This window comes from Yoonia sp., from assembly GCF_046292185.1.
In the GTDB taxonomy this organism is placed as follows: Bacteria; Pseudomonadota; Alphaproteobacteria; order Rhodobacterales; family Rhodobacteraceae; genus Yoonia.
The window spans coordinates 1-25,443 of record NZ_JBKBQY010000046.1 but is presented as its reverse complement, the minus strand read 5'-3'; the positions used below and the strand labels follow the sequence as shown (position 1 = coordinate 25,443).

Genomic DNA, 25,443 nt, shown 5'->3' with positions numbered 1-25,443 from the left:
GGCGGCAAGGATCGCGATCAGGCGTTGATTGCATTTTCTGACGCATGGTCATATCTGACAAGGGTCAACCAAAAGGTCGCCTATGAACTGGATCACCAATTACGTTCGCCCAACGATCAACTCGTTGTTCTCGCGCCGCGAAGTTCCCGAGAATTTGTGGACCAAATGTTCCGAATGCGGAACCATGCTGTTTCACCGGGAACTGGCCGATAACCTGAATGTCTGCACCAATTGCGGCCATCATATGCCGATTGGCGCGCGCGAAAGGCTGGCGTCCCTGTTTGACGGCGGCGTCTTTGTCGAAATCGCGGTGCCGGACCCTGTCGTTGATCCGCTGCATTTCCGCGATCAGAAAAAATACACCGACCGCATCCGCGAAGCGCGCAAGAAAACCGGCGAGAAAGATGCGATGCTGGTGGCCGAGGGTGACATGGGCCGTACCGGGGTTGTCGTCGCCGTGCAGGATTTTTCCTTTATGGGCGGGTCGATGTCGATGTATGTCGGCAATGCCATTGTCGCGGCGGCTGAACGCGCGATCACACTCAAACGCCCCTTGATCCTGTTTTCCGCCGCAGGTGGCGCACGCATGCAGGAAGGTATCCTTGGCCTGATGCAGATGCCGCGCACCACGATTGCGGTGCAGATGCTGAAAGAGGCGGGCTTGCCCTATATCGTCGTGCTGACCCATCCGACCACGGGCGGCGTCACGGCATCCTACGCGATGCTGGGCGATGTGCAGATCGCGGAGCCCAATGCGCTAATCGGTTTCGCCGGTGCGCGGGTGATCGAACAGACCATCGGCGAAAAACTCCCCGAAGGATTCCAGCGCGCCGAATATCTGCTGGATCACGGTATGCTGGACCGGGTGACCAAGCGCACCGATCTGAAGGATGAACTGGTCACGATCATGCGTCTGCTGACCAGACAGCCCCCGCCTGTGAAAGGCGATTTGCCTCCGCCGACGCTGGAACCTGAAATCATCCCCGACCAAGCACCCGCACCTGCGGTGGAAGCGGAAAAGTGACCAAAGGCTCTGACGTTATCCTTGAAAGGATGATGGCGCTGCATCCCAAGGTCATCGACCTGACATTGGACCGGGTCTGGCGCCTGCTTGAAGCTGTCGGCAATCCGCAGGATCATCTGCCGCCCGTGATCCATATCGCCGGGACCAACGGCAAAGGGTCGACGCAGGCGATGATCCGTGCGGGGCTGGAACAGGGCGGGGCGCGCGTGCATGCCTATACATCGCCGCATCTGGCGCGGTTTCATGAACGGATTAGGCTGGCCGGCGATCTGATTTCCGAACCCGCGCTGACCTATGTCCTTGACCGTTGCTACAATGCCAATGGCACCGATCCGATCACCTATTTCGAGATTACGACGGTGGCGGCCTTGATCGCCTTTGTTGAAACGCCCGCAGATTATACTTTGCTGGAGGTGGGCCTTGGCGGACGGCTTGACGCCACCAATGTCATCGCAAAACCCGCGTTGAGCATCATCACCCCGGTCGATCTGGACCATCAAAGCTATCTCGGGGACACGCTGGCAGCCATCGCCGCCGAAAAGGCTGGGATCATCAAGCGCGGCGTGCCTTGCGTCGTCGGCCCACAGCATGACGAAAGCATGGATGTGATCGCAGGCGTCGCGGCCCGGCTGGGCGCACCCCTGCTTGCCTATGGCCAACACTGGCATATCAGCGCAGAACGCAATCGCCTGATCTATCAGGACGATCACGGTCTGCTGGATTTGCCTGTACCCAATCTGCCCGGCCCGCATCAGGTGATGAACGCAGGCAGCGCCATCGCCGCCTTGCGCTACCTCGGCAAGGATGAAGCCGCCTGCGAGGCGGCAGTGACCCGCGCTTACTGGCCCGCGCGGATGGAGAAACTGACCAAAGGCACTCTGGTCGATCTGGCGGCACCCGCGGAATTGTGGCTGGATGGGGGGCATAATCCGGCGGCGGGGGCGGCACTTGCGGCGACCCTTCGCACACAAAGCGCACGCCCGACGCATCTGATCTGCGGGATGCTGAACACAAAGGATATTGCGGGCTACCTGCGGCCATTGGCAGAAGGCGCCGAAAGCCTGACCGCCGTGTCGATCCCGGGCGAGGCGAATACGATCCCCGCCGAAGATACCGCGCGCTTTGCGACACAGGTCGGTCTGCCCGCCACGACTGCGACCAGTGTGCAGGACGCAATAATAGCGATCCGCAAGACCACGCCGCAGGCCCGCATCCTGATCTGCGGATCGCTTTATCTTGCAGGTCATGTCATCAGGGAGAACAGTCAATGATCCGGAGCTTTGCAACTGCCTTGGCACTAATTGGCACGCAGGCACATGCAGTCGATTTCTATTTCTGCTGGGAAGGCGCCAATGGCTATACCATGACCGGGCAGATGACCGTCGCGCCCGAAGCCATGTCACAACCACTGGTGACAGAAAGTGACGTGACCGAATTCCGGATCGCGGGCTATCTGGATGGCGCCTTGATCGGTAAATGGGACCTGGCGATGCGTGACGAAACCACCCCCTGGGTTCTGCATTTCGATCCGGCGGGCGGATTTTTCTATACGCCCGAGCAGGTTGGCCTCGGCGTCAGTCAGGCCTGGAACGCGGGCGGGAATGCCGATGATTGCGGCAATCCGGGGTTCGGGTTCAATCTGGGCAATTATGCGCAGGATTTCTGCCTGAATGGTGTCTGGATCGAAGACAGCGGAATGCCCCCTGAAACGCCGTTTCTGGTAAGCCCGACACCTGTCAGCCCGATCTGCGAAATTTACGCGCCGACGAGCTAAGTGCGAATCAGTCACTTGACTGCGAATCACTTCATCGCCTAAGGTCATTTCAACGCGAAGCGCCATAATAAATAGGCGCAGCCGGGCAGTGGGCGGGCGGACAGGCAGGCTTTCGGGCCTGCCGGTTTGTGTTTTGAACCGGAACTTGGCAGCGATCCGCTGCTGACCCTTTGCCGCATTTGCAAGCAAGCCAGTCACCAGCTAGCCTGACACCGAAATCCTGAAAGGTATGTCTGACCGTGTTCCGCAAAACTCTGTCCGCTGGTGTGATCGCCATGATGCTGGCCCCCGCCGCCCCTGTTCTGGCACAGGCGGATTTCGGCGCCTATCTTGCAGGGCGTCAGGCCAGCAACGATAATGACTTTGCCGCAGGCGTGCGTTATTTCACCAAGGCGCTGCAGGGCGATCCTGAAAATCCCTATCTGCTGGAAAATGCGCTGGCCGCCTATGTGGCACTGGGCCAGTTTGAACCGGCCGAAACACTGGCGCGCGAAATCGTCGCTCAGGGCCATGCCAGCCAGATCGCCGATCTGGTCATCAATGTCGCGGATGCAAGATCAGGCAATTGGGACGGTATCTTCGATGCACTGGAAGGTGGGCGGTCCATCGGTCCCCTGGTGGACGGGCTGACCCAAGCTTGGGCGCATATGGGCAATGGCAACATCCGCCGTGCGCTGGCGCAATTCGATCAGGTCATCGAAACCGAGGGTCTGGCAATCTATGGTTTGACGCACAAGGCCTATGCGCTGGCCTCTGTCGGCGATTTTGATACGGCAGAAGCGTTGTTCTCTAGCCGTACCGATATGCAATACAGCCGTCAAAGCGCCATCGCCCATATCGAAATCCTCAGCCAGCTTGACCGCAACGATGCGGCGATCCAACTGCTGGACGGCGTCTTTGGGGTCCAGCTTGACCCCGGTCTGTCCTGGATTCGCGACGAGCTGGAGGCGGGATCGGCCCTGCCTTATGCCGCCGTCGCGACCCCCGTCGCCGGTTTTGCGGATCTTTATCACCTCGTCGCCGGTCTGGTGCAGGCCGATGCGCCTGATGCCTATACGCTGCTTTTCGCGCGGGCCGCATCCTATCTTGCGCCGGAAAAGACACCGGCGGTGCTGATGACGGCGGCCTTGCTCGAAGGTTTGGGGCAATATGAACTTGCCAATGCCGCCTATGCGACCGTGCCGCGTGATGATCCATCCTTTCCCGCTGCTGAAATAGGCCGGGCGGACGTGCTGCGCGCCGCGGGCAAATTCGACGCCGCGATTGAAGTATTCGATGCGCTGGCGCGCAGCTATCCCGCTCTGCCCGAGGTCTTCGCCAGCAAAGGCGATGTGCTGCGGCAGGCCGATCGGATGCAGGACGCCAAAGAGGCCTATAGCCGCGCCCTTGCGCTATATGACGATGCTGCGCCCGCGAAATGGGTCGTCTATTACACCCGTGGTATCGCGAACCATCAGCTTGATATCTGGCCAGAAGCCGAAGCCGATTTTCGCGCCGCGCTTGCCCTGCAGCCTGAGCAGCCGCAGGTGCTGAACTATCTGGGTTATTCGCTGGTCGAACGCGGTGAAAAACTGGATGAAGCGCTTGGCATGATCCAGACAGCGGTCGCCGCGCGCCCCGACAGCGGGGCGATTGTGGATTCGCTTGGCTGGGTGCTGTTCCAACTGGGGCAATATGACAAGGCCGTCGGTTATCTGGAACAGGCCGCATCGCTGGAACCGGTCGATCCGGTGATCAACGATCATCTGGGTGATGCCTATTGGGCCGTCGGGCGCTATACAGAGGCACGGTTCCAATGGCAGCGCGCCTTATCCTTTGATCCCGAAGATACCGAGGCATCGCGGATCCGCGATAAATTATCTCGTGGGCTTGATCTTGTGCTGCAGGACGAAGGCGCAGATCCGATCGAGGTCGCCCATGGCGACGATTAAAGCCACAGCCCCCGCAAAGGTTAATCTGACCCTGCATGTCACCGGGCAGCGCGATGATGGTTATCATCTGCTGGATTCTCTGGTGGTCTTCGCAGGCGTCTGCGACCAGTTGACGGCGACGATTGCCCCGGAACTGCGAATCAATGTCAGCGGCCCGTTTTCACCAGGCGTACCTGCGGATGACAGCAATCTGATGATGCGCGCAGCGCTGGCCCTGCAACAGGCGCGGGGCGTTGAACTGGGTGCAGCGCTCACGCTGGAAAAACACCTGCCGCATGCCGCCGGGATCGGCAGCGGGTCATCCGATGCCGCGCTGACGCTGGCGATGCTGGCAGACCTGTGGAAAGTCGCCCCTCTGGCCACCGACGCGCCAGAGGTTGTGGCGCTGGGCGCGGATGTGCCAGTCTGCCTGAACGCACCCGCCCCGACCCGCATGACCGGGATTGGCGGGACGCTGTCGTCGGTCACACGCCTGCCCGATTGCGCAATGGTGCTGGTGCGCCCGCCAGTGGACGTGCCGACAGCGGATGTGTTTAAAGGGCTCGCCAGCCGCGATGGCAGCGCCATGGATGATCTGCCGGAGGGGCTGGATTACGAAGGCTTTGCCGCCTGGCTCGCCGCACAGCGAAATGACCTGCAAAACGCGGCGCAGTGCATCGCGCCACCGATCAGCGAGGCGCTTGAGGCGCTGCAATCGCAGGCTGTCGTCAGCTATGCCGGGATGTCAGGGTCAGGTGCCACCTGTTTCGGGCTGGTCAAGGATATGGCAACCGCGCGGCAAGTCGCCCGCCGGCTTCAGGTCGCGCATATGAACTGGTGGGTGGCCCCTGCGGCCTTGCTTCAGCCCGCCTGATCGCTGCGTAAAAGCGTGACCCATGTTTCGCCGTATCGGCGCTGATCCGCCACGGTGAAACCAGCGGGGGCCATCTGTGCCCGTGCCTCTTCCCAGACGATCAGGGCACCTTGTGCGACCCAGCCCTGACGCACGGCGACCTCCAGTGCGGTATGTCCCAGACCCAGCCCGTAAGGCGGGTCCAGACATACCAGATTGCATGGGGCACCGGGCGGAAGGGCCATGGCGCTGCTCGTGATCAGCGTTGTGTCCTTCTGCCTGCCCAACTTGGCAATATTGGCGCGGATCAGGCCCTGCGCCACACGCCCGTTGTCCACGAACGTCGCATGGACCGCACCGCGCGACAAAGCCTCCAGCCCCAGCGCACCTGTGCCGGCGAACAGATCAAGCACCCGCGCGCCCCGGACCGGATCGCCATAGCGCCCGCCTTGCAGGACGTTGAACAGGCTCTCGCGGACCCGGTCGCTGGTCGGGCGCAGATGGGCGGCCTCGTCACCTTGGCCAAGCTCGGCCAGCCGGGTGCCGCGATGGGTGCCTGCGATGATCCTCATGCGGCAAGCAAGGCCTTCATGTCAGTCGCAGGATCGGCGATCAGGGCCGGGGCAGGGCTGCGCCCAGCCTCGATCAATCGCTTGCCGATCATGAAACTGCGCGGATCATTCATCGCATCAACGGCCAGCAGGTCGGTGCCCCGATAATACCAATGCGACTGCGCACCGGCGGCATCGCCGAGGCGGGTATAGACATCGGTATAGCCGGTGTTCAGGCCCGCGATCTGCAGCTTGCAATCATATTGATCTGACCAGAACCACGGTTTCGGCTGATAGGGCAGATCGCGGCCCATGATGTTCAGCGCCACCGCCTCTGCCTGATCGATCGCATTGCCGACGCTTTCCAGCCGGATGCGGTTGCCGTGGAACAGACAGGACGCACAATCCCCCGCAGCCCAGATATGCGGATCAGATGTACGGCCATGGCTATCGGTTGTGATGCCATTCTCCACATCCAGACCCGCGCTGTCGGCAAGGATCGTCGCAGGGGTGATCCCGACGCCGACGACGGCGAAATCCACCGCCAGTTCGGACCCATCGGTCAGGCGTGCGCCGGCAACGCGTGTATCGCCCAGCAAACGGTCCAGCCCGACACCTTCGCGGATCGTCACCCCATGCGTCCGGTGCAAGGCGCGGAAGTAATCGGATGTCTGCGGCGCGGCCACCCGTTGCAGAATGCGGTCTGCCATTTCAACCAGCGTGACATGCAGCCCGCGCTTGGCCGCGACCGCCGCCGCCTCCAGCCCGATATAGCCGCCGCCGATGATCAGAACCCTGCGCCCTGCCACCAGTTCCGGTGCCAGGGCATCGGCATCGGCCAGATCGCGCATCGCATAGACGCCGTCCAGCATGCCACCAGTTGACGCAGGCAAGGTGCGCGGATGCGCCCCGGTGGTCAGCACCAGCGCGTCATATGGCAGCACCTCTTCCCCTGTCAGGGTGATGGTCCGCGCCGCCCGGTCAATCGCGACGACGCGGGTATCCAGACGCAGGGTGATACCCTGATCGGCATAAAACGCGACCGGGCGCAGATACAGCCGTTCCTGCGCCAGATCGCCCAGCAGATAGGCCTTTGACAAGGGCGGGCGCTGATAGGGCGGGACCTTTTCGGCACCGATCAGGGTGATGGCACCGGCAAAACCTTCTGCGCGCAATTTCGCCACCAGCGCCGCACCGGCCTGCCCGGCACCTACCACCACCACATGCGTCATGACATTCCCCTACTTGTTTTGCGGCACTCTATATGGGAAGCCTGCGACGACACAACGCGAAGAAGGGGCGATAGCCATGACAATCAAGACAGGCGATACACTACCAGACGCGACTTTCCTGCAGATGGGCGACAACGGGCCAGAGCCCGTCATGCTTTCCGACAAACTGAAAGACCGCAAGGTCGTGATCTTTGGCCTGCCCGGCGCTTTTACCGGCACCTGCACCACGGCCCATGTGCCCAGCTTCATGGTCACATACGACGAATTCAAAGCCAAAGGCGTGGATGAGATCATCTGCGTCTCGGTCAACGATCCGTTCGTGATGAAAGCATGGGGCGAAAGCACCCGCGCGACAGAGACCGGGATCACCATGCTCGCCGATCCGGAAAGCACATTCACCACCGCCATCGGCATGGATTTCAGCGCAGCGCCCGTGGGCTTCGTGAACCGGTCCAAGCGCTATTCCATGCTGGTCGAAAACGGCGTGGTTAAGATCCTGAACGAAGAAGCAGGGCCCGGCCAATGCGAAATTTCCGCCGGGGAAACCTTGCTGGCGGAACTGGACTGATAAAACCGGGCGGCCAAGGGGCCGCCCGTTTCATTCCGCCGCGCTGATCAACGTGCGCGTCGGGAACGGGATATCGACCCCGGCCTTGTCCAGCGCCTCTTTCACCTGTCGCTTCATATCAGCCTGAAACTGAAAGACATCGCCGCTGGCACACCAGACCCGCACCAGAAAATCGACAGAAAAATCGCCCAGATTATTGACCTGAATAAACGGCGCGGGTTCAGTGCGCGCCCGTGGATCGGACAGGATCGTTTCACGGATCGTTTCTTCTGCCAGCTTCAGATCCGCGCCATAGCCCACGCCAAAGGTCCATTCCGCCCGGCGGCTGTCATAGACCGAATAATTCACAATCGTATTCCCCCAGACCTGGCTGTTGGGAATGATGACCTGCACATTCGACAGATTAGCCATTTCGATGAAGTTCAGGTTGATCTCTTTCACCGTGCCCATCTGGCCGTTGACCTCGACAAAATCACCCAGCTTGATCGGGCGGAAAAACACGATCATCACCCCCGCCGCGATGTTGGACAATGTGCCTTGCAGGGCCAGACCGATTGCCAGACCGGCAGCACCGATGACGGCGATAAAGGATGTCGTCTGCACCCCGAAGGTGTTGAGAACGAAAAGAAACGCAAAGCCGATGACAACATATCGGACGATATTTCCAAGAAATGCAAAGAGCGTGTCATCCAGATGCCGGTTCATCTGCCCGACGCGCACGACCCGAGTGCGCAGCCAGCCACCGATGATGAAACCCGCGATCAGGATCACGATGGCACCCAGCACGCTGCTAAAGATCGAGACCAGAAATTCCAGCGTCAGAAGATCGGCCAGAGTGCGTTCGTTGATGATTTCCGTCGTTAACAAGTTTTCCAATTTAACCCCCGGCGAGCGTATCGATCTTGGCGCCCAGTTTTACATCCAGTGCCGACAGACCGCCCGCATCATGGGTTGTCAGCGTCACTTCGACCGTCTTGTAGACGTTCGACCATTCGGGGTGGTGATTCCATTTTTCGGCATAAAGGGCAACCTTCGTCATGAAACCAAAGGCTTCGACGAAATTGACAAAGCTGAATTTCTTGTGAATGGCGTCGCGTCCGTCCACCATGGTCCACCCTTTGGCCAGCAGTGGTGCTAGATCCGCGTCGCGTTCTGCCTGCGTCAGTTGATCGGTCATTGTTGTTCCTCTCTGTGGGATTTGCGGAACGGACCATAGCTGGTCAGTACCTCGATTTCGTGATCCACCGCTTCGCGTTCTGCCAGCAGATACCGGCCCACCGCATCACGGAACCCGGCATCGGCGAACCAATGCAGCGAATGCACCGGCACCGGTAGATAACCGCGCGCCAGCTTGTGTTCACCCTGCGCGCCCGCCTCGACCCTTTGCATGCGTTGGGCGATCGCAAAGTCGATCGCCTGATAATAACATAATTCAAAATGCAGGCAGGCGTGGTGTTCGGTGCAACCCCAGTAGCGGCCATAAAGCGTTTCGCGTCCGATGAAATTCAACGCGCCCGCCACAGGCCTGCCGTCACGGATCGCCAGCACCATCAGAATATCGTCACGCAGATGCTGGTGCGCCAATGCGAAAAACTGCCGCGTCAGATAGGGTGTGCCCCATTTGCGGTTGCCGGTGTCCTGATAGAATTCCCAGAACGCGTCCCAATGCTGTGGCGCGATCTGGTCCCCCGTCAGCGCCACGATCTTGCCGCCAAAACCCTGCGCCGTCGCGCGTTCCTTGCGGATATTCTTGCGCTTGCGGCTGGACAGGTTGGCCAGAAAGTCATCGAAACTGCGGTAGCCTTCATTGACCCAGTGAAATTGCTGACCGACCCGCGCTTGCAGCCCCATTTCCTCACCTGCCAGCGCCTCGGCCTCGGTGCAGAATGTGGCGTGCAGCGACGATAGCTGGTTGTCCGCGGCGATCTGCACAGCACCTTGAATCAGCGCCGACATGCCAATCGCCTCATACCCTGGTCTGGTCAGAAACCGCCGTCCCGTGGCGGGCGTGAAAGGCACGGCAATCTGCAGCTTGGGATAATAGCGCCCGCCCGCGTTTTCATAGGCATGTGCCCAGTTGTGATCAAAGATATATTCGCCCTGACTATGCCCCTTTGCATAAAGCGGGGTTGCCGCGATCATCTGTCCGTCCTGCTGCGCGGTCAGATACCTTGGCTGCCAGCCGGTGCCGGGGCCGACGCTGCCACTGTCCTCCAACGCCTTGAGAAAACGATGCGTTGTGAACGGGTCATCCGGTCTGCCATCGCTCGCCTCTGGGCAGGCGCAGCTGTCCCAATCAGCGGCGATGATGTCGCTGATGCTGGCATGGGCGGTAATGGCGATGGTGTCATCCATGATCACCTAACTGGACGGCCACGGGCTGACGTCAAGCCAGATACCCCTCAAACGTCACATTATCCGCGATCTGGCGTGCCTTTGCCTCCGCTTCGGCAGATCGGATGGTCCAGCACAAAATTGGGGCACCTGTCGCCTTGATCTCGGCCACGCGGGCGCGGTCCAGATCAGTGGCTTCGTGGCTGATGAAACAGGCACCGACTCGGTCATAATCCGGGATCGCGCGCAGGTGGCCGCAGGTCGCGGGCGTCAGTTCCGGCCAAAACATTGGATTATAGCCCGATGTCACCAATCCGCGCGGAATGTCAGGGGCGAAAGTCCGGCACGCCGCCATGCTATGGGGATTGAACGACATCAGCGCCACATCGCCGCGATAACCGGCCAGCGCCTGACAGGTCGCTTCCTCCAGCAGGCCGACAGCGGGACCCATATTGCCATCCTGATCCTTGATTTCAATCAGCAGCGGGACGCGTCCGGCAACCAGTGCCAGCACATCGTCCAACGTCGGGATCGTGCCTGCGTCATCTGTCAGTGCGATCTTTTCCAGATCGGCCCGACTGCGTGCCCGCACAGGACCTGTCTGCGCTGTCAGCCGGTCAAGCATGTCGTCGTGAAACACCATCGCATGGCCGTCAATGGACAACTGCACATCCATTTCAATGCCATACCCGGCATCCATCGCCGCCGTGATCGACGCGAGGGAATTTTCCACCCGCCCCGCCTTGCGATCATGCAAGGCGCGGTGGGCAATCGGACGGGCAAGAAAGGCGTCAGGCAGCATCATGCGATCTCGAATATGCCTTCGATCTCGACCGCGACGCCGAATGGCAGGCTGGCCGCACTGACGGCAGACCGCGCATGACGTCCCTTGTCACCCAAAGCGGCGACCATAAAATCCGAGGCACCGTTGATCACCTTGGGCTGATCGACGAAATCGGGGGTCGAATTGACGAAACCCACCAATTTGACCACCCGCACCAGCCGGTCGATATCGCCGCCACAAGCGACCTTCAGCTGCGCCAGCAGGCTGACAGCACAGGCCTTGGCCGCAGCGGCACCTGCTTCGGCATCTAGATCATCGCCCAGTTTGCCCTTGATCATCCCGTCAGCCCCCGCAGAGATTTGGCCCGACACATGCACCAGATTGCCGGTCTGCACGAAAGGGACATAATTTGCCGCCGGGGCAGGGGCGTCGGGCAGGGTTGCGCCCAGTTCGGCAAGACGGGTTTCGATCACGCTCATGTCTGTCTCCTTGGTTGTTCGGGCGGACGCTAGCGGGCAAAGCGACGCGGTGCAATCATCCGTCACGCAAAGCGCGCGCGAAATAATCCGTGAACGGTTTGGTCAGGTAACGGAGCGGGCTGCGCGTGCCGGTCTGCGCGTAAACCTCCACCGGCATTCCCGGCAAAAGGGTCAGCGTGGCAGTCAGGTTCTGCGCCTCAGCGGCGTTCAACTGCACCTCGGCGCGGTAATGGGAAAGGCCCGACCTGTCGTCCTGAAACGCGTCAGCAGACAGCAAACTGACAGTGCCGGTCAGGTACGGCGTTTGCCGCCGGTCAAAGGCGGACAGCCGCAGGGTGACAGGCTGCCCGATAAAAAACTGGTCGATTTCGGTGGCCGGCACTTGCGTGGTGACAATCAAGGGGCGGTGCCGCGGGATCAGGAACAGGATGGGATCGGCAGGCGAAATGACGGATCGTCGGGCAAAAACCGCCATCCCGTAAACCGTGCCCGCCACCGGCGCGCGGATATCCAGCCGGTTCAGTTGCCGTAACACCGTCGCGCGTCGCGCGGTCAGGTCACGCTCGGTGGCATGCAGATCACGCAGGCGGGTGATCGCCTCTTCACGCCGTGACGATGCCAGTCCTAGCAGCGCAATATCAATTTCGGTCATGCGTTCGGCAGCCTGTGCTGCGCGCGCTGTCAGTTCACCGGCGCGGCCCAACAGATCGGCCTGCGCGCGTTGTAGGGCAAGCACATGGCTGGCTTGCACCAACTGGCGATCCAGCAGGCTTTGCTGATCATTCAGTTCATGGCTGATCAGATTGCGTTGGATCGTCAGCGCATCTTGTTGCGCGGTGATCCCGTTGATCTGGCTTGCGATCTGCGCGTGTTGTTGCGTCAACTGCGCTGCGGATTTTTCGTAGGTGTCGCGCCTTGCCGCGAAAAGCTGCTCCTGCAGCTGCATCATTGTCGCGGCCTCTGGCCTTTCAGTTTGCAGCAGGATCGGGTGAAACCGCAGCGCCGTCGCCTTATCGCGCTCGGCCTCCAGCAAGGCGCGGCGGGCCAGAATTTCGATCAATTGCTCTTCGACGACGGACAGTTCCGATTGCAGATCGTGAGCATCTAGTCTGATCAGCAGATCGCCCGCTGCGACATGGGAACCTTCGGTGACGAAAATCTCGGCGACGACTCCGCCAACGGGATGCTGCACAATCTGGCGGTTGCGTTCCACCGCGATTTGGCCGCCGGTGATTACCGCGCCGTCGATCTGCGCCATGACGGCCCAGCTACCGACGCCACCGATCAGCAGGGCAAGCGCGGCAAGCCCGATCAGAATATACCGCCGCACCGGCCAGGGGGTCATGCCATGCCCGCCGCTTTCGCCAGCCTGTCCGTGGGCTGGCCCTGAGTCCGGACCATCTCAGCCAGGACCTTGTCCCTGGGGCCAAAAGCGCGGCGCATCCCCTTGTCGATCACGAGCAGCAGATCACATTCCTGAATCGCGGCGGGCCGGTGCGCCATGATCAGCACGATGCCCCCCGCCGCCTTGAAATCGCGGACCGCCCTATTGAGCGCGCATGTCCCGTCATGGTCGAGGCTGGCATTCGGTTCATCCAGCACCAGCATGATAGGATCGCCATAAAGGGCGCGCGCCAGACCGATCCGCTGGATCTGCCCGCCGGACAGGGACTTGCCATCGGCATTGATCATCGTGTCATAACCGTCGGACAGTGTCAGGATCATGTCATGCGCCGCCGCCTTTTGCGCGGCCTGCACGACCTTTGCGTCATCGGGGGGCTGCGTCAGCCGCGCGATATTGTCCCTGACCGTGCCGTCGAACAATGCCATCCGTTGCGGCAGATAGCCGATATGCTGGCCCAGAACATCCGGATCATACTGGTCCAGCGCGGCCCCGCCCAGCCTGATCTGCCCCGCCACCGGTTGCCAGACACCCGTCAGCGCGCGCGCCAGCGTGGATTTACCCGCGCCCGAGGGGCCAATGACGCCGACGGCCTGTCCGGGCAGAATGTCAAAGCTGATCATCCGCAAAACGGCGTGGCTTTCGCCCGGTGGCACGACACTGACATGTTCCGCGTTGAGCCGCGCCTGTGGTCTGGGCAGCCCTGTCCGGCCTTTGTCCGGCGGCAGATGGCCAAGCAATGCGGCAAGGTTGCGCCACCCCTCCCGTCCGCGCTGGAACAGGCCCCATTGGCCCATGATGGTTTCCACCGGGGCCAGGGTGCGACCCAGCAGGATTGACGCCGCGATCATTGCGCCGGGCGACAATTGCCCCTGCAACACCAGATAGGCCCCCAGCCCCAACATGGCCGACTGCAAAAACAGCCGGAAAGACCGCGTGACCGCGCCATAGCTGCCCGCCGTGTCAGCGGCGCTGATACTCGCCGCAAGCGCCGCGGTGCGCGGTTCTTGCCAATGCGCACAAGCGCGGTGGCGCATGCCCAGCGCCTGAACAGTGTCACGTTCCGCCCGGATTTGGCCACCGATCCGCTCAGCGACGACAGACGCGGCATTGGCCGCCTGCAGTGGCATGCGGCTGCAGGCGCGGTTCAGCATGGCAAGGCAGATCAGCACCACGATCCCTGCGGCGGCCAGCACGCCCATCAGCGGATGAAAGATGCAGATCCCGGCGAAGAACAACGGCACCCATGGCAGATCGAAGACCGCCATCAGGGCGGGCGATGTAATCAGGCGCTGCACCGCTTCCAGATCGGCCAGACCGGTGGCCGCCGCGGGCGAGGCGCGCTGCAAAGAGGATGACCGCAGCACCGCATCAAAAACACGCCCGTCCAGCCGCGTCTGGAACCGCGCGCCGATCCGCGCCATGATCCGGCTGCGGACATGATCAAGCACACCCATGATTGCGAACAACAGCGCCATCAGCCCGGTCAGCGCGACCAGCGTTTCCACCGACCGCGCGTTGAGCACGCGGTCATAGACGTTGAGCAGATACAAAGGCCCAGTCAGCATCAGCAGATTGACGAAAAGGCTCAGGATGCAGACAACGCCACACAGCGCCCTGCTTTCCGCCTGCACGGCGCGCAATTCTGCCTGACCTTTTCTGACCGGATGATCCATTTTGCGCGGCTTGCCCCTTGCCCTGACGCATCTTCATAGCCCGCGACGCATGAAAGCCGGGTTAACGCGGGATACTGCAAACGGTTGAACAAAAGCGCGAATTGCCGCATGAAAAAGGGATGAAAAGCTTTGCAACCCTTTTTGCGCCCGCCCTTTGCCTGTTGCCCGCAACTTTGCTTGCCGGGCCATACGACGGTGTCTACCGCCAGACGTCCAATGCCGAATGTGCGTTGATCGGCGTGAATGGCGGGTCGGTCCGTATCGCCTCTGGCATCTTTTACGGGGTGGAAACCCAATGCAACATGACGCGCCCGGTCGATGTGAACGGGATGAATGCCACGCTTTATACGATGGAATGCGCCGCCGGGGGGGAACAATGGACCGAACGTGCCATGTTGATGCCGACACCGGACGGCAGCGGGCTTTACATGATCTGGGATGGCTACGTGTTTGTGTATAGCTTGTGTGAGGAAGGCGCGCCCTGAACGCGCGCCCCCGCACCAGTGTCAGTTCGTCGCGGACCCGCTTGTCAATACATCCAGCAGCCGGATGATATCGTCATCCACCACCTCGCCGCCGTGACTTTCGAGCACGCCGAGAGGCGCGCTGAACTGCGGCGCCATCAATGGCAAGGGCACCGGCGTGCGCCCTTCCAGCACGCGGACCATGGTCTCGCGCCAGATTTCGGCGGGCAGGCCACCGCCCGTCACTCCGCGCAACGGGGTGTTGTTGTCATAGCCCATCCAGACCCCGGTCACATATTCGCCGGTAAAGCCGACAAACCAAGCATCGCGCGACGAATTCGTCGTGCCGGTCTTGCCCGCGATTTCCCAGCCGGGAATCTGCGCGCGGCGTCCGGTGCCTTCCTCGACGACCTTGGTCATCATCCAGGTCAATTGGCGTGATGCGTGTTCGCTGATGATCCTGTTGCCGATGCCCGCGCCCTGCGAATCCATCAGCAATTCATTGTCGCCCTGAATCCGCAGGTCCGTCAGGCCGTAGGGCGTAACCTGCGATCCGCCATTCAGGATGCCGGCATAGGCCCCCGTCATGTTCAGCAAGGTGCTTTCCGACACGCCCAGCGCCAGCGCGGGCCCGACAGCCAGATCGCCCTGAAGCCCGAAACCATTGGCGACATTGCGCACGAATTCGCGACCCACGTCTTCCGACAGCAGGATCGTCGGGACGTTGCGGCTTTCCGCAAGGGCCTGCACGAGCGTTACCGGACCCTTGAACGTGCGGTCGTAATTTTCCGGGCACCATTCGGGTGATCCGCGCACCCGCCAGCAGGTGCGTGTGTCATTCACCATCGCATAAGGCGACATGCCCAGATCAAGCGCTGCGGCAAAAATGAACGGTTTGAAGGCAGAACCGGTCTGGCGCAGGGCCTGCGTTGCGCGGTTGAACGCCCCCGTCGCGCGGATATTGCGGCCACCGACCATGGCGCGCACCGCCCCGTCCGCGGACATCACCACGATCGCCGCCTGCGCGTCCGATCCTTCGGCAACCTGATTTTCAAAGACGGAGATCAGCGCCTCTTCCGCCGCGCGCTGGATACGCTGGTCCAGCGTTGTGCGGATGATGACGTCTTCGGTCGTGTTGCGGGTAAAGAATTCCGGCCCGCTTTCCATGACCCAATCGGCAAAGAATCCACCGGCCCGTGCCTCTGCCGCGCGCGACAGCGCGGCGGGGTTGGCGATGGCATCGCTGGCCTCGGCGGCGGTCAGAAACCCTTGATCTTGCATCAGCCCAACAACGACAGCCGCCCGCGCGCGCGACCGTTCGATATTGGCCGTCGGGGCCAGTGTCGACGGTGCCTGCAGCAGGCCCGCCAACATGGCAGCCTGCGCTGGATTGACCTCTGCGGCCGAGATGCCGAAGTAACGGTTTGCCGCAGCTTCGAACCCGCGCGACCCTGCACCCAGATAAGCGCGGTTCAGATAGACCGTCAGGATCTCTTCCTTGGTATAGGCAATCTCCATGCCGATGGCGTAAAACGCCTCTCGGGCTTTGCGCGCAAGCGTCGAACGGCGGCAATCCGCCTCATATGCGGCCTCTGATTCCCACGAACTAGGGTTATAGGGCACACCAAGGCATAGCAGTTTGGCTGTCTGTTGTGTAATCGTGGACCCGCCGTTGCCCGACAAAGGATGGCGGCCTGCCGCCATATTGATACGGACAGCGGAGGCGATACCGCGCGGCGACAGCCCGAAATGGCCATAAAAGCGCCGGTCTTCGACCGCGATCACAGCATTATGCAGATGCGGGGACACCGTGCGGGCGGTCACCATGCCGCCGAACTGATCACCGCGCCAGGCAAAGGTTTCGCCAGCCAGATCGGTCATCGTGACAGAACCACGAGCGCGCTGGTCGATGATCTGTTCGACGGGCGGCATCTGAGACGCAAAGTATAAGGAAATACCACCGACAACCACGGTCGCGACCAGCCCCAGCCGCCAGGTGATAGTCCAGATGAGCCGGATAATGGCGGCGAAAGGCCACAGAATCCAGCCTATCAGCCCGCGTGGTTTCCCACGCTTGGGTGCCTGCCTGCGCCGGGCCGCCGGTTTCGCGGCGACCTTCTTTGGGGCGGGCTTTTTTGGTGCTGCCGTGCCCTTATAGCGCCTTTCGGCCACCAACGGTGTCCGTCGTTTATCGTTGCCACTCATGATCCGCTCGACTGTTTGTGCATTCGTTTTGCCACAACATAGCAGATCGCAAGCGATTGTAGAGCCAGATGAGTCGCGCTGAGCATTTTTTGATCTGCCTATAAATGATGCAAGATGATTAATTTGTGTAAAATTTGTGCAAATACCCTTGCTGAGAGGTAAGCCACGCATGAGCAAAACCTTGCTCATGCTGCAGTGCCGCGTTCTTTAGGTGCTGCAAGCGAACGCCAGGCTGGGCGGTTTCGCAGTCAATTGCGAGGGGAAGAACGTGAAACTCATCATTGCAACAATCAAGCCGTTCAAGCTCGAGGAGGTGCGCGAAGCGCTGACCACCGTGGGCGTACGCGGAATGATGGTGTCAGAAATCAAGGGGTTCGGATCGCAGTCTGGCCATACCGAAATCTATCGCGGTGCGGAGTATGCTGTGAATTTCGTGCCCAAGGTAAAGCTGGAGATCGTCGTGCCGGACAGCATGGCCGATCAGGTGGTTTCCACCATCGCCACTACCGCCAAGACCGACAAGATCGGCGACGGCAAGGTTTTCGTGCTCGACGTGCAGAGCGCCCTGCGGGTGCGCACCGGCGAGACCAATGATGACGCGCTTTGATCGCGGCGTAACGAGGAAAAAATCGATGAATATGAAAAAACTAATCACACTAGGGGCAGGGCTCCCGCTGCTTCCGGTCATCGGCTTCGCGCAGGAAGCGGTCGAAGCTGTCGAAGACATCGCAGAGGTCGCGCCATCATTTGACGAAATCGGCCCCTATATCATGACCACCCTGCTGTTCCTTGTGGGCGGCTTTCTGGTGTTCTGGATGGCAGCAGGTTTCACCATGCTGGAGGCCGGTCTGGTCCGGTCCAAGAACGTCACCACGCAGTTGACCAAGAATATCGCGCTGTTTTCGATTGCAGGCATCATGTATTGGCTGGTCGGCTTCAATCTGATGTATCCAGGTGATGGTTTCAACGGCTATGTCGGCGGTTTCTTCGACATCACCGTGCTCGAGGCCGTGGGTCTGGGCGCTGCCGATGCAGATCTGGAATATGCATCCGTCGCCTCCGACTTCTTCTTTCAGCTGATGTTCGTCGCGGCGACCGCATCCATTGTTTCCGGTGCGCTGGCTGAACGGATTAAACTTTGGCCCTTCCTCGCCTTCGTCGTTGTGCTGACCGGTTTCATGTACCCGATCTCCGGGTCCTGGCAGTGGGGTGGCGGCTGGCTGTCCGAAATGGGCTTCTCCGACTTCGCCGGTTCGACTGTCGTGCACTCCGTCGGTGGCTGGGCTGCTCTGGCCGGTGCCATCGTGCTGGGTCCACGTCTGGGCAAATACAAGGATGGCCGCGTCAACCCGATGCCCGGTTCCAACCTTGCACTGGCGACACTGGGCACGTTCATCCTGTGGCTGGGTTGGTTCGGTTTCAACGGCGGCTCGCAGTTGGCGGCAGGGACTGTCGGTGACATCACCGATGTGGGCCGGATCTTTGCGAACACCAACATGGCAGCCTCTGCCGGTGCGGTGACAGCGCTGATCCTGACACAACTGCTGTACAAAAAGGTCGATCTGACCATGGTGCTGAACGGCGCGCTGGCAGGTCTGGTCGCGATCACGGCAGAACCGCTCTACCCAACATTGTTCGGTGCGCTGTGGATTGGTGCTGTCGGTGGCCTGATCGTGGTCTTTGCAGTGCCAATGCTGGACAAGTTCAAGATCGACGATGTTGTCGGCGCAATCCCTGTCCACCTGTTCGCAGGGATTTGGGGCACCATCGCCGTGGTCTTCTACAACCCCGAAGTAAGCCTGATGACCCAGTTGACCGGGATCGTCGCTTACGGTGTGTTCACCTTCGTTGTGTCGATCATCGTCTGGTACATCTTCAAAATGACGATGGGCATCCGCGTCAGTGCGGAATCCGAAACCACCGGTCTCGACCTGACCGAGCTGGGGATGGAAGCCTATCCGGAATTCTCCAAAGGCTGATACCGGGCCAGACAGACCATTCCAATTGCCCGGGCGTGCGCGCCCGGGCTTTTTTTATGCAATACCTGTCCTGACCTGCAGGCGACGACGTTTCCTTTTGTGCAATGCCCATTGGACGCAAGAAACATCAGCTATTTTCGCGATCCACGCTGTTTTTGCAAAGAACATGCAGATAGGTTCGCCCTATACTCCCTTCAACACACATCCTTTGACCGGAGCTTTTCGATGATCCAGACCCCATATCTTTTGTTTCTCGGCGATGCGCCGGATCAACTCGCCGCGAAGGTCGCGCAGGGGATCAAGGATTGGCGTCCTGACAATGCAGTCGGGCAATACCGGATGCCGGGCTGCGGTGCGGATCTGCGGATCACCGACATGACTTTGGCAGAGGCCAGGGCCGCAGGCGCAAAAACGCTGGTGATCGGCGTTGCCAACCGTGGCGGCGTGATCTCTGCCGCCTGGAAAGAAGTGCTGACAGAGGCGCTGACCATGGGCTTTGACATCGCGTCTGGACTTCACAACCTTCTGCGGGACGAGCCTGATCTGGTCGCCGTCGCGCGCGCCCATGACCGGACATTGTTCGACGTGCGCGTCCCCTCCGTGGCCTATCCCATCGCCAATGGCGTCAAGCGCAGTGGCAAACGCTGTCTGGCGGTCGGCACAGATTGTTCGGTCGGCAAGATGTATACCGGCCTTGCCATGGATATCGAGATGCAGAAACGCGGGCTGAAATCTACCTTCCGCCCCACTGGCCAGACTGGCATTCTGATCACCGGCGGCGGTGTGCCTCTGGATGCGGTGATCGCCGATTTCATGGCTGGCGCGGTCGAATATCTGACCCCCGACAATGACCCCGATCACTGGGATCATATCGAAGGGCAGGGCAGCCTGTTCCACGTGTCCTATTCCGGCGTCACCATGGCGCTGATACACGGCGGCCAGCCCGATGCGCTGATCCTCGCGCATGAGCCGACCCGCACGCATATGCGCGGGCTACCCGGCTATGATCTGCCGTCGCTGGAGGCATTGCGCGATATGGTCCTGCCCATCGCGCGTATCGCGAACCCCGCCTGTCAGGTCGTCGGCGTGTCGATCAACACCCAGCACATGGCCGAGGACGCGGCCTTTGCCTATATGGCCGAGGTCGAGGAGCGGATGGGCCTGCCCACGGTGGATACCTACCGGCAGGGCGCCGAACGGTTGGTTAACGCTTTGGTCGCATTGTGATGTTAGATGTATGGCGAAAGCTCCCGCCTGTCGCGGGGATATGCAGGCGCGGACAATGATGAAGATCGATGTGACACGTGATGTGTTCCGGCTGGCGCAGGTGTTCACCATCTCGCGCGGCTCGCGGACCGAGGCCAGGGTGCTGACCGTAACCTTGGCTAATGGCGGCTTTGTCGGGCGCGGCGAATGCGTGCCCTATGCGCGCTATGCTGAAACGCTGGAATCGGTCGCCGCCCAGATCGAGGGGTTTGGCGGCCGCTGGACCGATCTGCCCGACGCCCTGCCTGCCGGTGCCGCGCGCAACGCGCTGGATTGCGCGTTCTGGGACCATGCAGCGAAAAAGGCTGGCCATCGCGTCTGGGATATGCTCGGCCTGCCTGCGCCGCGCCCGGAAATCACCGCCTATACCCTGTCGCTGGATACGCCTGATGCGATGCAGGCTCAGGCCGCAAAGAATGCCCATCGCCCCTTGCTGAAAATCAAGCTGGGCACGCCCGATGACATGATCCGGCTGGAGGCTGTGCGGCGCGGCGCGCCCGACGCCCGGATCATCGTCGATGCAAACGAAGGCTGGACGGCAGAGGTTTACGCCGACCTCGCCCCGCATCTGATCCGCCTTGGTGTGCAGATGGTCGAACAGCCCCTGCCTGCCGGGGCGGATGATATGCTGGCCGAAATCGCCCGCCCCTTACCCGTCTGCGCCGATGAAAGCTGTCATGACCGCGCCAGCCTGCCTGCCTTGCGCGGCAAATATGACATGGTCAATATCAAGCTCGACAAGACCGGCGGGCTGACCGAGGCGCTGGCGCTGAAAGCGCAGGCGCAGGCCGAAGGCTACGCCGTCATGGTCGGCTGCATGGTCGGGTCGTCTTTGGCGATGGCCCCGGCGACAATCCTGGCGCAAGGCGTGGCATTTACGGACCTTGACGGGCCGCTGTTATTGGCCGAAGACCGCGCAACACCTTTGCAATTTGATGAAAATGGCGTGCATCCGCCCGCCGCCGACCTTTGGGGATGAACATGCGTACAGTTTACGTCAACGGCACCTATCTGCCCGAAAATGAAGCCACGATTTCGATCTTTGACCGGGGCTTCCTGATGGCCGATGGCGTGTACGAGGTGACTTCGGTGCTGGACGGCAAGCTGATCGATTTCGCCGGTCACGCCAAACGGCTGGAACGGTCACTTGGCGAACTCGACATGCCGCATCCCGAATGCCTGCCCGATCTGCTGGACATTCATCGTGAATTGGTGCGGCTGAACGGCATCGAAGAAGGCATGATCTATCTGCAGATCACCCGTGGCGCGCCCGGTGATCGCGACTTCGTTTTTCCCGATCCTGAAACCTGCACCCCGACCGTCGTGCTGTTCACCCAGAACAAACCCGGCCTTGCCAACAGCCCTGCCGCGAAGACTGGCATCAAGGTGATCTCTGTCGCCGATCAGCGCTGGGCGCGGCGGGATATCAAGACAGTGCAATTGCTGTACCCGTCGATGGGCAAGATGATGGCCAAGGCCGCCGGCGTCGATGATGCCTGGATGGTCGAAGACGGGATGGTCACCGAAGGCACATCCAACAACGCCTATATCGTCAAGGGCAACACGATCATCACCCGGCATCTGGGCAATGAGATTCTCCACGGCATCACCCGCGCCGCCGTCCTGCGCTTCGCGCGCGAGGCGCAGATGCAGGTCGAGGAACGCAGCTTTTCCATCGCAGAGGCGCAGGAGGCGGACGAGGCGTTCATCACCTCTGCCAGCCAATTCGTGATGCCTGTGGTCGAGGTTGATGGCAAAGCTGTCGGTGCCGGCACGCCGGGCCCAGTCGCCGCCCGCCTGCGCGAGATTTATCTGGAGGAAAGCCGCAAGGCTGCGGTGTGAAAAACCTTCCCCGCGGGGAAGGTCTTCCCGAAACGCTTTAATCCACCTTGTCGAAGAACGGCGTCATCTGGGCCACGATGACGCTGTTTTCATCCAGCGCACGCTGCATCAATGCGCGTTCTTCATCGGGAATGTCGTGGCCCTCGGCCAGCCGTTCGTCCAGCGTGCCGTAACCTGACACATCCAGCGGCGCGAGATCGGCCTGTTTCAGAATCGCGACGGTTTCGCGCACCGCCTCTGCCTCGTCCACGCCGGACGCATAGCATATCAGCGCGGCCCCCGTGGCGCCATCCGGCAACCCATCATCGGTGCTGCGCCCGACCTCGACCAGCAGGGTGAAGACCTTTTGGCGGCTTTCCTTGGCAGTCATTTGCTGTCTTCCTCGATCCAACGGGATTTCACGGCCCAGATCGTCGATATGACGACGACGATCTGGAACGGCAGGTAGATGGTGAACAACAAGACCAGAATGGTCCCGTAAAGCGGCAGATGCGCGACATAGATCGCCGTCAGGATCGGTTGCCAAAGCACCGCCAGCAGGGCCGCGATGATCGCGATATCAGCCAGCACCGGTCCCCATGCCGCGATGAAACCGGGTTGCCGGCCCGCAGCGATGCGGCGGCGGGCGATGATCCGGCTGAGGATCATCTTAGTCGCGCAGCAATTCGTTGATGCCTGTCTTCGACCGGGTCTTTTCATCAACGCGTTTCACGATCACGGCGCAATAGAGGCTGACGCCGTTCGTCGATGGCATCGTGCCTGCGACGACGACGGAATAGGGCGGGACCTCGCCATAAGTGACTTCGCCGGTGGTTCGGTCCACGATCTTGGTCGATTGGCCGATGAACACGCCCATGCCCAGCACGGACCCTTCACGGATGATGCAGCCTTCAACGACTTCGGACCTTGCCCCGATAAAGCAATTATCCTCGATGATCGTCGGCCCCGCCTGCATCGGTTCCAGCACGCCGCCGATGCCGACGCCGCCCGACAGATGCACGTTCTTGCCGATCTGGGCGCAGGACCCGACAGTGGCCCAACCGTCGACCATGGTGCCTTCATCGACATAGGCGCCAAGGTTCACGAAGGACGGCATCAGCACCACGCCCTTGCCGATGAACGCCGACCGGCGCACGATGGACCCGGGCACGGCGCGGAAACCGGCCTTACGCCAGTCTGCATCGGTCCAGCCGTCGAATTTTGATGGCACCTTGTCCCACCATGTGCTGCCGCCATTGCCGCCGGAAATCGGCTCCATGTCATTCAGGCGGAACGACAGCAGCACCGCCTTTTTCGCCCATTGGTTCACATGCCATGACCCGTCATCCTGTTTCTCGGCCACCCGCAACGCGCCACTGTCCAGCGCGTTCAGCGTGGTTTCAATCGCATCGCGGACCTCGCCCTTTGTGTCGGACGTGATCGTGTCGCGCACGTCCCAGGCGGCTTCGATGGCGGTCTCAAGGGCGGCATTCGACATGGGATTCTCCGGTTTAGCTGTGGTCTGTGGTTACAATGGGCTATAGACCGGAACGGCCCGAGGGCGCAATGCGAGGAAGAATTTATGAAAGACGACCGCCGCCATCCGTTTCGTGACAGCCAGCAAGATCAGGAGACAGCACGCCAGATCCCTGACACGCCACAAACCCGCGCGCCGTCCTATGCGCTGGCCTTTGCGGATCAGGACTTTCTGCTGCGCGAGGAATTGCGCCCCGTCCGGTTGCAGCTGGAATTACTGAAACCGGAAATGATGATGAACGAAGCGGGGATCAAATCCACCGTGGTCATGTTCGGTGGCGCGCGCATTCGCCCGCTTGATCACGGAACGGTCGATGCAAAAGGGTGGCGGCGAAGACGTGATCGTCACAGGCGGCGGCCCCGGCGTGATGGAGGCGGGCAATCGCGGCGCGCAGGATGCGGGTGGGGTTTCCATCGGACTGAACATCGTGCTGCCGCATGAACAGGCGCCGAACGAATATGTCACGCCGGATCTGTGTTTCAATTTCCACTATTTCGCGATCCGCAAGATGCACTTCCTGATGCGCGCCTCTGCCGTCTGTGTGTTTCCGGGGGGGTTCGGCACGCTGGACGAAACCTTCGAGGCGCTGACCCTGATCCAGACCGGGCGCATGGGGCAGGTGCCGTTCCTGCTTTTCGGGCGCGCGTTCTGGGAAAAGATCATCAACTGGGAAGCGTTGGCCGATGCGGGCACGATTTCAGACGATGATCTGGCGCTGTTCCGCTTTGTCGAAACTGCGGAAGAGGCGTTGGATGTCATCGACAACTGGCACGGCAAGGGCACCAAACGCGGGGCGATCCCGGGGCGTTAACACTGCCCAGCGATCTGTCCGGGTTACAGCGGATCGTCCGAAGGCGTCTCAAGCGCCTGCATCGGCGGCAAATCGGGATTTCGAATTGCCTGAATTGCCGCCTTGGCCAGAAATTCGCCCGCGATCCCGATCTTTTCAGCCAGCGTCAGAATATCGGCGCGGAACAGTTTCAGGAATGGCACCGCCTCCTTCGCGAAAAGGTCCACCTCTTTTCCGACGGTCTTGCCGGATTGTTCGATGGCAGAGACCGCGCCCATCGCCGATGTCGTTGACCCGACGATGATGCCGTCGATCTTTGGGTCCCGCGTCAGCATACGAAGGATGAAGGTCACGACCTCGGCGCTTTTGCTGTCACTGGAAACGGTGTCGGAAATTGTCAGGTCTATACCGCCCTCTTGTACCGAGCGGCTGACCCCGGCGATCATGTGCTGGGCGTAGTTATGCGCCACCGGTGGCGGGATCAGCAGAATATGTTTGCGCCCGCGCGCGATCAGGCGCTGCGCGGCAATCGCGCCGAAGGCTTCATTATCAAAGTCATAATAGGGGTGCTGACCGGCGCGGTCAGTACGACCGTGTGTCGCAAAGGGAAAGTGGCGTTCCATCATGTAATTGACGCGCGGGTCGTCCGGCCTGATCTGGTTCAGTATGATCGCATCCGCGGACCCGCTTTCGACGATGTAGCGCACCGGTTCCATCGGGTCCTGATCGGGAAAGAACGGCGTGACGATCAGGTGGTAAGGCGTGTCGCGCAGGGCCCCGGCGACCGAAGAGAT

General features: G+C 60.9%; 26 protein-coding genes and 1 pseudogene. 13 read left to right on the top strand and 14 right to left on the bottom strand.

What is annotated here, in order from left to right; genetic code table 11:
* Nucleotides 1–82 precede the first annotated feature (82 nt).
* The 5 genes from accD to ACK4TM_RS10035 all read left to right on the top strand — a co-directional run bounded on the left by accD (nt 83) and on the right by ACK4TM_RS10035 (nt 5,582).
* The gene (gene accD / locus ACK4TM_RS10055; RefSeq protein WP_409700577.1) at nt 83–1,024 is read left to right on the top strand and encodes an acetyl-CoA carboxylase, carboxyltransferase subunit beta; all 942 of its coding nucleotides are present in this window, start codon (nt 83–85) and stop codon (nt 1,022–1,024) included.
* A 29-nt stretch (nt 1,025–1,053) separates the two neighbouring features.
* Nucleotides 1,054–2,295: a bifunctional folylpolyglutamate synthase/dihydrofolate synthase gene (locus ACK4TM_RS10050; RefSeq protein ID WP_409700586.1), complete on the top strand. Its 1,242-nt coding sequence runs from the start codon at nt 1,054–1,056 to the stop codon at nt 2,293–2,295.
* Between the two features lie 20 nt (nt 2,296–2,315).
* The gene (locus ACK4TM_RS10045; RefSeq protein WP_409700574.1) at nt 2,316–2,798 is read left to right on the top strand and encodes a hypothetical protein; all 483 of its coding nucleotides are present in this window, start codon (nt 2,316–2,318) and stop codon (nt 2,796–2,798) included.
* Between the two features lie 239 nt (nt 2,799–3,037).
* The gene (locus ACK4TM_RS10040) at nt 3,038–4,729 is read left to right on the top strand and encodes a tetratricopeptide repeat protein (RefSeq protein WP_409700571.1); all 1,692 of its coding nucleotides are present in this window, start codon (nt 3,038–3,040) and stop codon (nt 4,727–4,729) included.
* A complete protein-coding gene (locus ACK4TM_RS10035; protein WP_409700568.1) occupies nt 4,716–5,582 on the top strand; it encodes a 4-(cytidine 5'-diphospho)-2-C-methyl-D-erythritol kinase in 867 nt (288 codons plus the stop codon). Before ACK4TM_RS10040 ends, ACK4TM_RS10035 begins: the two co-directional genes overlap by 14 nt.
* On the opposite strand, the gene rsmD is transcribed toward ACK4TM_RS10035, so the two are convergent.
* Nucleotides 5,570–6,133 carry a 16S rRNA (guanine(966)-N(2))-methyltransferase RsmD gene (gene rsmD, locus ACK4TM_RS10030; protein ID WP_409700565.1) on the bottom strand — a complete coding sequence of 188 codons (564 nt, stop codon included), beginning with the start codon at nt 6,131–6,133 and terminating at the stop codon, nt 5,570–5,572. The two genes, ACK4TM_RS10035 and rsmD, sit on opposite strands and share 13 nt — an antisense overlap.
* On the bottom strand, nt 6,130–7,344 hold the full coding sequence (locus ACK4TM_RS10025) for an NAD(P)/FAD-dependent oxidoreductase (RefSeq protein ID WP_409700562.1): 1,215 nt from the start codon (nt 7,342–7,344) through the stop codon (nt 6,130–6,132). The genes rsmD and ACK4TM_RS10025 overlap by 4 nt, the downstream gene beginning before the upstream one ends.
* Before the next feature lie 76 nt (nt 7,345–7,420).
* Between ACK4TM_RS10025 and ACK4TM_RS10020 the strand changes: the two genes are divergently transcribed.
* Nucleotides 7,421–7,912: a peroxiredoxin gene (locus ACK4TM_RS10020; protein ID WP_409700559.1), complete on the top strand. Its 492-nt coding sequence runs from the start codon at nt 7,421–7,423 to the stop codon at nt 7,910–7,912.
* Between the two features lie 30 nt (nt 7,913–7,942).
* Here ACK4TM_RS10020 and ACK4TM_RS10015 read toward each other — a convergent pair whose 3' ends face one another.
* Genes ACK4TM_RS10015 through ACK4TM_RS09985 form a run of 7 tightly spaced genes read right to left on the bottom strand, consistent with a single transcriptional unit; the run spans nt 7,943 to nt 14,587 of the window.
* Nucleotides 7,943–8,788, bottom strand: a complete 846-nt coding sequence (locus tag ACK4TM_RS10015; protein WP_409700556.1) for a mechanosensitive ion channel family protein — start codon at nt 8,786–8,788, stop codon at nt 7,943–7,945.
* A 1-nt stretch (nt 8,789) separates the two neighbouring features.
* On the bottom strand, nt 8,790–9,089 hold the full coding sequence (locus tag ACK4TM_RS10010; RefSeq protein WP_409700553.1) for a 4a-hydroxytetrahydrobiopterin dehydratase: 300 nt from the start codon (nt 9,087–9,089) through the stop codon (nt 8,790–8,792).
* The gene (locus tag ACK4TM_RS10005) at nt 9,086–10,267 is read right to left on the bottom strand and encodes a GNAT family N-acetyltransferase (protein ID WP_409700551.1); all 1,182 of its coding nucleotides are present in this window, start codon (nt 10,265–10,267) and stop codon (nt 9,086–9,088) included. Before ACK4TM_RS10005 ends, ACK4TM_RS10010 begins: the two co-directional genes overlap by 4 nt.
* Nucleotides 10,268–10,298: 31 nt before the next feature.
* Entirely contained in the window at nt 10,299–11,051 is a 753-nt protein-coding gene (locus ACK4TM_RS10000; RefSeq protein ID WP_409700548.1) for a glycerophosphodiester phosphodiesterase family protein, read from the bottom strand.
* Nucleotides 11,048–11,509 carry a RidA family protein gene (locus ACK4TM_RS09995; RefSeq protein ID WP_409700545.1) on the bottom strand — a complete coding sequence of 154 codons (462 nt, stop codon included), beginning with the start codon at nt 11,507–11,509 and terminating at the stop codon, nt 11,048–11,050. The genes ACK4TM_RS10000 and ACK4TM_RS09995 overlap by 4 nt, the downstream gene beginning before the upstream one ends.
* Nucleotides 11,510–11,564: 55 nt before the next feature.
* Nucleotides 11,565–12,854, bottom strand: coding sequence for an HlyD family type I secretion periplasmic adaptor subunit (locus tag ACK4TM_RS09990; RefSeq protein ID WP_409700542.1), 1,290 nt, complete (start codon nt 12,852–12,854; stop codon nt 11,565–11,567).
* Nucleotides 12,851–14,587 carry a type I secretion system permease/ATPase gene (locus tag ACK4TM_RS09985; protein WP_409700539.1) on the bottom strand — a complete coding sequence of 579 codons (1,737 nt, stop codon included), beginning with the start codon at nt 14,585–14,587 and terminating at the stop codon, nt 12,851–12,853. The genes ACK4TM_RS09990 and ACK4TM_RS09985 overlap by 4 nt, the downstream gene beginning before the upstream one ends.
* A 119-nt stretch (nt 14,588–14,706) precedes the next feature.
* On the opposite strand from ACK4TM_RS09985, the gene ACK4TM_RS09980 reads away from it, so the two are divergent.
* Nucleotides 14,707–15,072, top strand: coding sequence for a hypothetical protein (locus ACK4TM_RS09980; RefSeq protein ID WP_409700536.1), 366 nt, complete (start codon nt 14,707–14,709; stop codon nt 15,070–15,072).
* Nucleotides 15,073–15,093: 21 nt separating this feature from the next.
* On the opposite strand, the gene ACK4TM_RS09975 is transcribed toward ACK4TM_RS09980, so the two are convergent.
* Complete coding sequence (locus ACK4TM_RS09975) at nt 15,094–17,256, bottom strand: transglycosylase domain-containing protein (protein ID WP_409700534.1); 2,163 nt, start codon at nt 17,254–17,256, stop codon at nt 15,094–15,096.
* Between the two features lie 268 nt (nt 17,257–17,524).
* On the opposite strand from ACK4TM_RS09975, the gene ACK4TM_RS09970 reads away from it, so the two are divergent.
* From ACK4TM_RS09970 to ACK4TM_RS09950, 5 genes are all read left to right on the top strand, one after another.
* Entirely contained in the window at nt 17,525–17,863 is a 339-nt protein-coding gene (locus ACK4TM_RS09970) for a P-II family nitrogen regulator (protein ID WP_409700583.1), read from the top strand.
* Between the two features lie 25 nt (nt 17,864–17,888).
* A complete protein-coding gene (locus tag ACK4TM_RS09965; RefSeq protein ID WP_409700530.1) occupies nt 17,889–19,235 on the top strand; it encodes an ammonium transporter in 1,347 nt (448 codons plus the stop codon).
* 225 nt (nt 19,236–19,460) lie between these two features.
* Nucleotides 19,461–20,462 (top strand): N-acetyltransferase DgcN, encoded by a 1,002-nt coding sequence (dgcN, locus tag ACK4TM_RS09960; RefSeq protein WP_409700527.1) that lies wholly within the window; start codon nt 19,461–19,463, stop codon nt 20,460–20,462.
* 58 nt (nt 20,463–20,520) lie between these two features.
* Nucleotides 20,521–21,480: an N-acetyl-D-Glu racemase DgcA gene (dgcA, locus tag ACK4TM_RS09955; protein ID WP_409700580.1), complete on the top strand. Its 960-nt coding sequence runs from the start codon at nt 20,521–20,523 to the stop codon at nt 21,478–21,480.
* Nucleotides 21,477–22,343, top strand: a complete 867-nt coding sequence (locus ACK4TM_RS09950; RefSeq protein ID WP_409700524.1) for a D-amino-acid transaminase — start codon at nt 21,477–21,479, stop codon at nt 22,341–22,343. The genes dgcA and ACK4TM_RS09950 overlap by 4 nt, the downstream gene beginning before the upstream one ends.
* Before the next feature lie 37 nt (nt 22,344–22,380).
* On the opposite strand, the gene ACK4TM_RS09945 is transcribed toward ACK4TM_RS09950, so the two are convergent.
* Genes ACK4TM_RS09945 through dapD form a run of 3 tightly spaced genes read right to left on the bottom strand, consistent with a single transcriptional unit; the run spans nt 22,381 to nt 23,820 of the window.
* A complete protein-coding gene (locus tag ACK4TM_RS09945) occupies nt 22,381–22,713 on the bottom strand; it encodes a hypothetical protein (RefSeq protein WP_409700522.1) in 333 nt (110 codons plus the stop codon).
* Entirely contained in the window at nt 22,710–22,991 is a 282-nt protein-coding gene (locus tag ACK4TM_RS09940) for a hypothetical protein (protein ID WP_409700519.1), read from the bottom strand. The genes ACK4TM_RS09945 and ACK4TM_RS09940 overlap by 4 nt, the downstream gene beginning before the upstream one ends.
* 1 nt (nt 22,992) lies before the next feature.
* On the bottom strand, nt 22,993–23,820 hold the full coding sequence (gene dapD, locus ACK4TM_RS09935) for a 2,3,4,5-tetrahydropyridine-2,6-dicarboxylate N-succinyltransferase (RefSeq protein WP_409700516.1): 828 nt from the start codon (nt 23,818–23,820) through the stop codon (nt 22,993–22,995).
* An 84-nt stretch (nt 23,821–23,904) separates the two neighbouring features.
* Here dapD and ACK4TM_RS09930 point away from each other — a divergent pair.
* Nucleotides 23,905–24,670, top strand: a pseudogene (locus ACK4TM_RS09930) (TIGR00730 family Rossman fold protein).
* A gap of 23 nt (nt 24,671–24,693) precedes the next feature.
* Here ACK4TM_RS09930 and ACK4TM_RS09925 read toward each other — a convergent pair.
* Nucleotides 24,694–25,443: substrate-binding domain-containing protein (locus ACK4TM_RS09925; RefSeq protein WP_409700513.1), on the bottom strand; the 750-nt coding region annotated here is incomplete at its 5' end.

Excerpts from the sequence above, each read along its gene's own strand:
- ACK4TM_RS09950 (WP_409700524.1), top strand. The coding sequence starts at position 21,477 with ATGAACATGCGTACAGTTTACGTCAACGGCACCTATCTGCCCGAAAAT.
- dgcA (WP_409700580.1), top strand. The coding sequence starts at position 20,521 with ATGAAGATCGATGTGACACGTGATGTGTTCCGGCTGGCGCAGGTGTTC.
- ACK4TM_RS09990 (WP_409700542.1), bottom strand. The coding sequence starts at position 12,854 with ATGACCCCCTGGCCGGTGCGGCGGTATATTCTGATCGGGCTTGCCGCG.
- dgcN (WP_409700527.1), top strand. The coding sequence starts at position 19,461 with ATGATCCAGACCCCATATCTTTTGTTTCTCGGCGATGCGCCGGATCAA.
- dapD (WP_409700516.1), bottom strand. The coding sequence starts at position 23,820 with ATGTCGAATGCCGCCCTTGAGACCGCCATCGAAGCCGCCTGGGACGTG.
- ACK4TM_RS10005 (WP_409700551.1), bottom strand. The coding sequence starts at position 10,267 with ATGGATGACACCATCGCCATTACCGCCCATGCCAGCATCAGCGACATC.
- ACK4TM_RS09980 (WP_409700536.1), top strand. The coding sequence starts at position 14,707 with ATGAAAAGCTTTGCAACCCTTTTTGCGCCCGCCCTTTGCCTGTTGCCC.
- ACK4TM_RS10010 (WP_409700553.1), bottom strand. The coding sequence starts at position 9,089 with ATGACCGATCAACTGACGCAGGCAGAACGCGACGCGGATCTAGCACCA.
- ACK4TM_RS09975 (WP_409700534.1), bottom strand. The coding sequence starts at position 17,256 with ATGAGTGGCAACGATAAACGACGGACACCGTTGGTGGCCGAAAGGCGC.
- ACK4TM_RS10000 (WP_409700548.1), bottom strand. The coding sequence starts at position 11,051 with ATGATGCTGCCTGACGCCTTTCTTGCCCGTCCGATTGCCCACCGCGCC.
- ACK4TM_RS09940 (WP_409700519.1), bottom strand. The coding sequence starts at position 22,991 with ATGATCCTCAGCCGGATCATCGCCCGCCGCCGCATCGCTGCGGGCCGG.
- ACK4TM_RS10025 (WP_409700562.1), bottom strand. The coding sequence starts at position 7,344 with ATGACGCATGTGGTGGTGGTAGGTGCCGGGCAGGCCGGTGCGGCGCTG.
- ACK4TM_RS09965 (WP_409700530.1), top strand. The coding sequence starts at position 17,889 with ATGAATATGAAAAAACTAATCACACTAGGGGCAGGGCTCCCGCTGCTT.
- ACK4TM_RS10050 (WP_409700586.1), top strand. The coding sequence starts at position 1,054 with ATGATGGCGCTGCATCCCAAGGTCATCGACCTGACATTGGACCGGGTC.
- ACK4TM_RS10035 (WP_409700568.1), top strand. The coding sequence starts at position 4,716 with ATGGCGACGATTAAAGCCACAGCCCCCGCAAAGGTTAATCTGACCCTG.
- ACK4TM_RS10020 (WP_409700559.1), top strand. The coding sequence starts at position 7,421 with ATGACAATCAAGACAGGCGATACACTACCAGACGCGACTTTCCTGCAG.
- accD (WP_409700577.1), top strand. The coding sequence starts at position 83 with ATGAACTGGATCACCAATTACGTTCGCCCAACGATCAACTCGTTGTTC.
- ACK4TM_RS09945 (WP_409700522.1), bottom strand. The coding sequence starts at position 22,713 with ATGACTGCCAAGGAAAGCCGCCAAAAGGTCTTCACCCTGCTGGTCGAG.
- ACK4TM_RS09985 (WP_409700539.1), bottom strand. The coding sequence starts at position 14,587 with ATGGATCATCCGGTCAGAAAAGGTCAGGCAGAATTGCGCGCCGTGCAG.
- rsmD (WP_409700565.1), bottom strand. The coding sequence starts at position 6,133 with ATGAGGATCATCGCAGGCACCCATCGCGGCACCCGGCTGGCCGAGCTT.
- ACK4TM_RS09995 (WP_409700545.1), bottom strand. The coding sequence starts at position 11,509 with ATGAGCGTGATCGAAACCCGTCTTGCCGAACTGGGCGCAACCCTGCCC.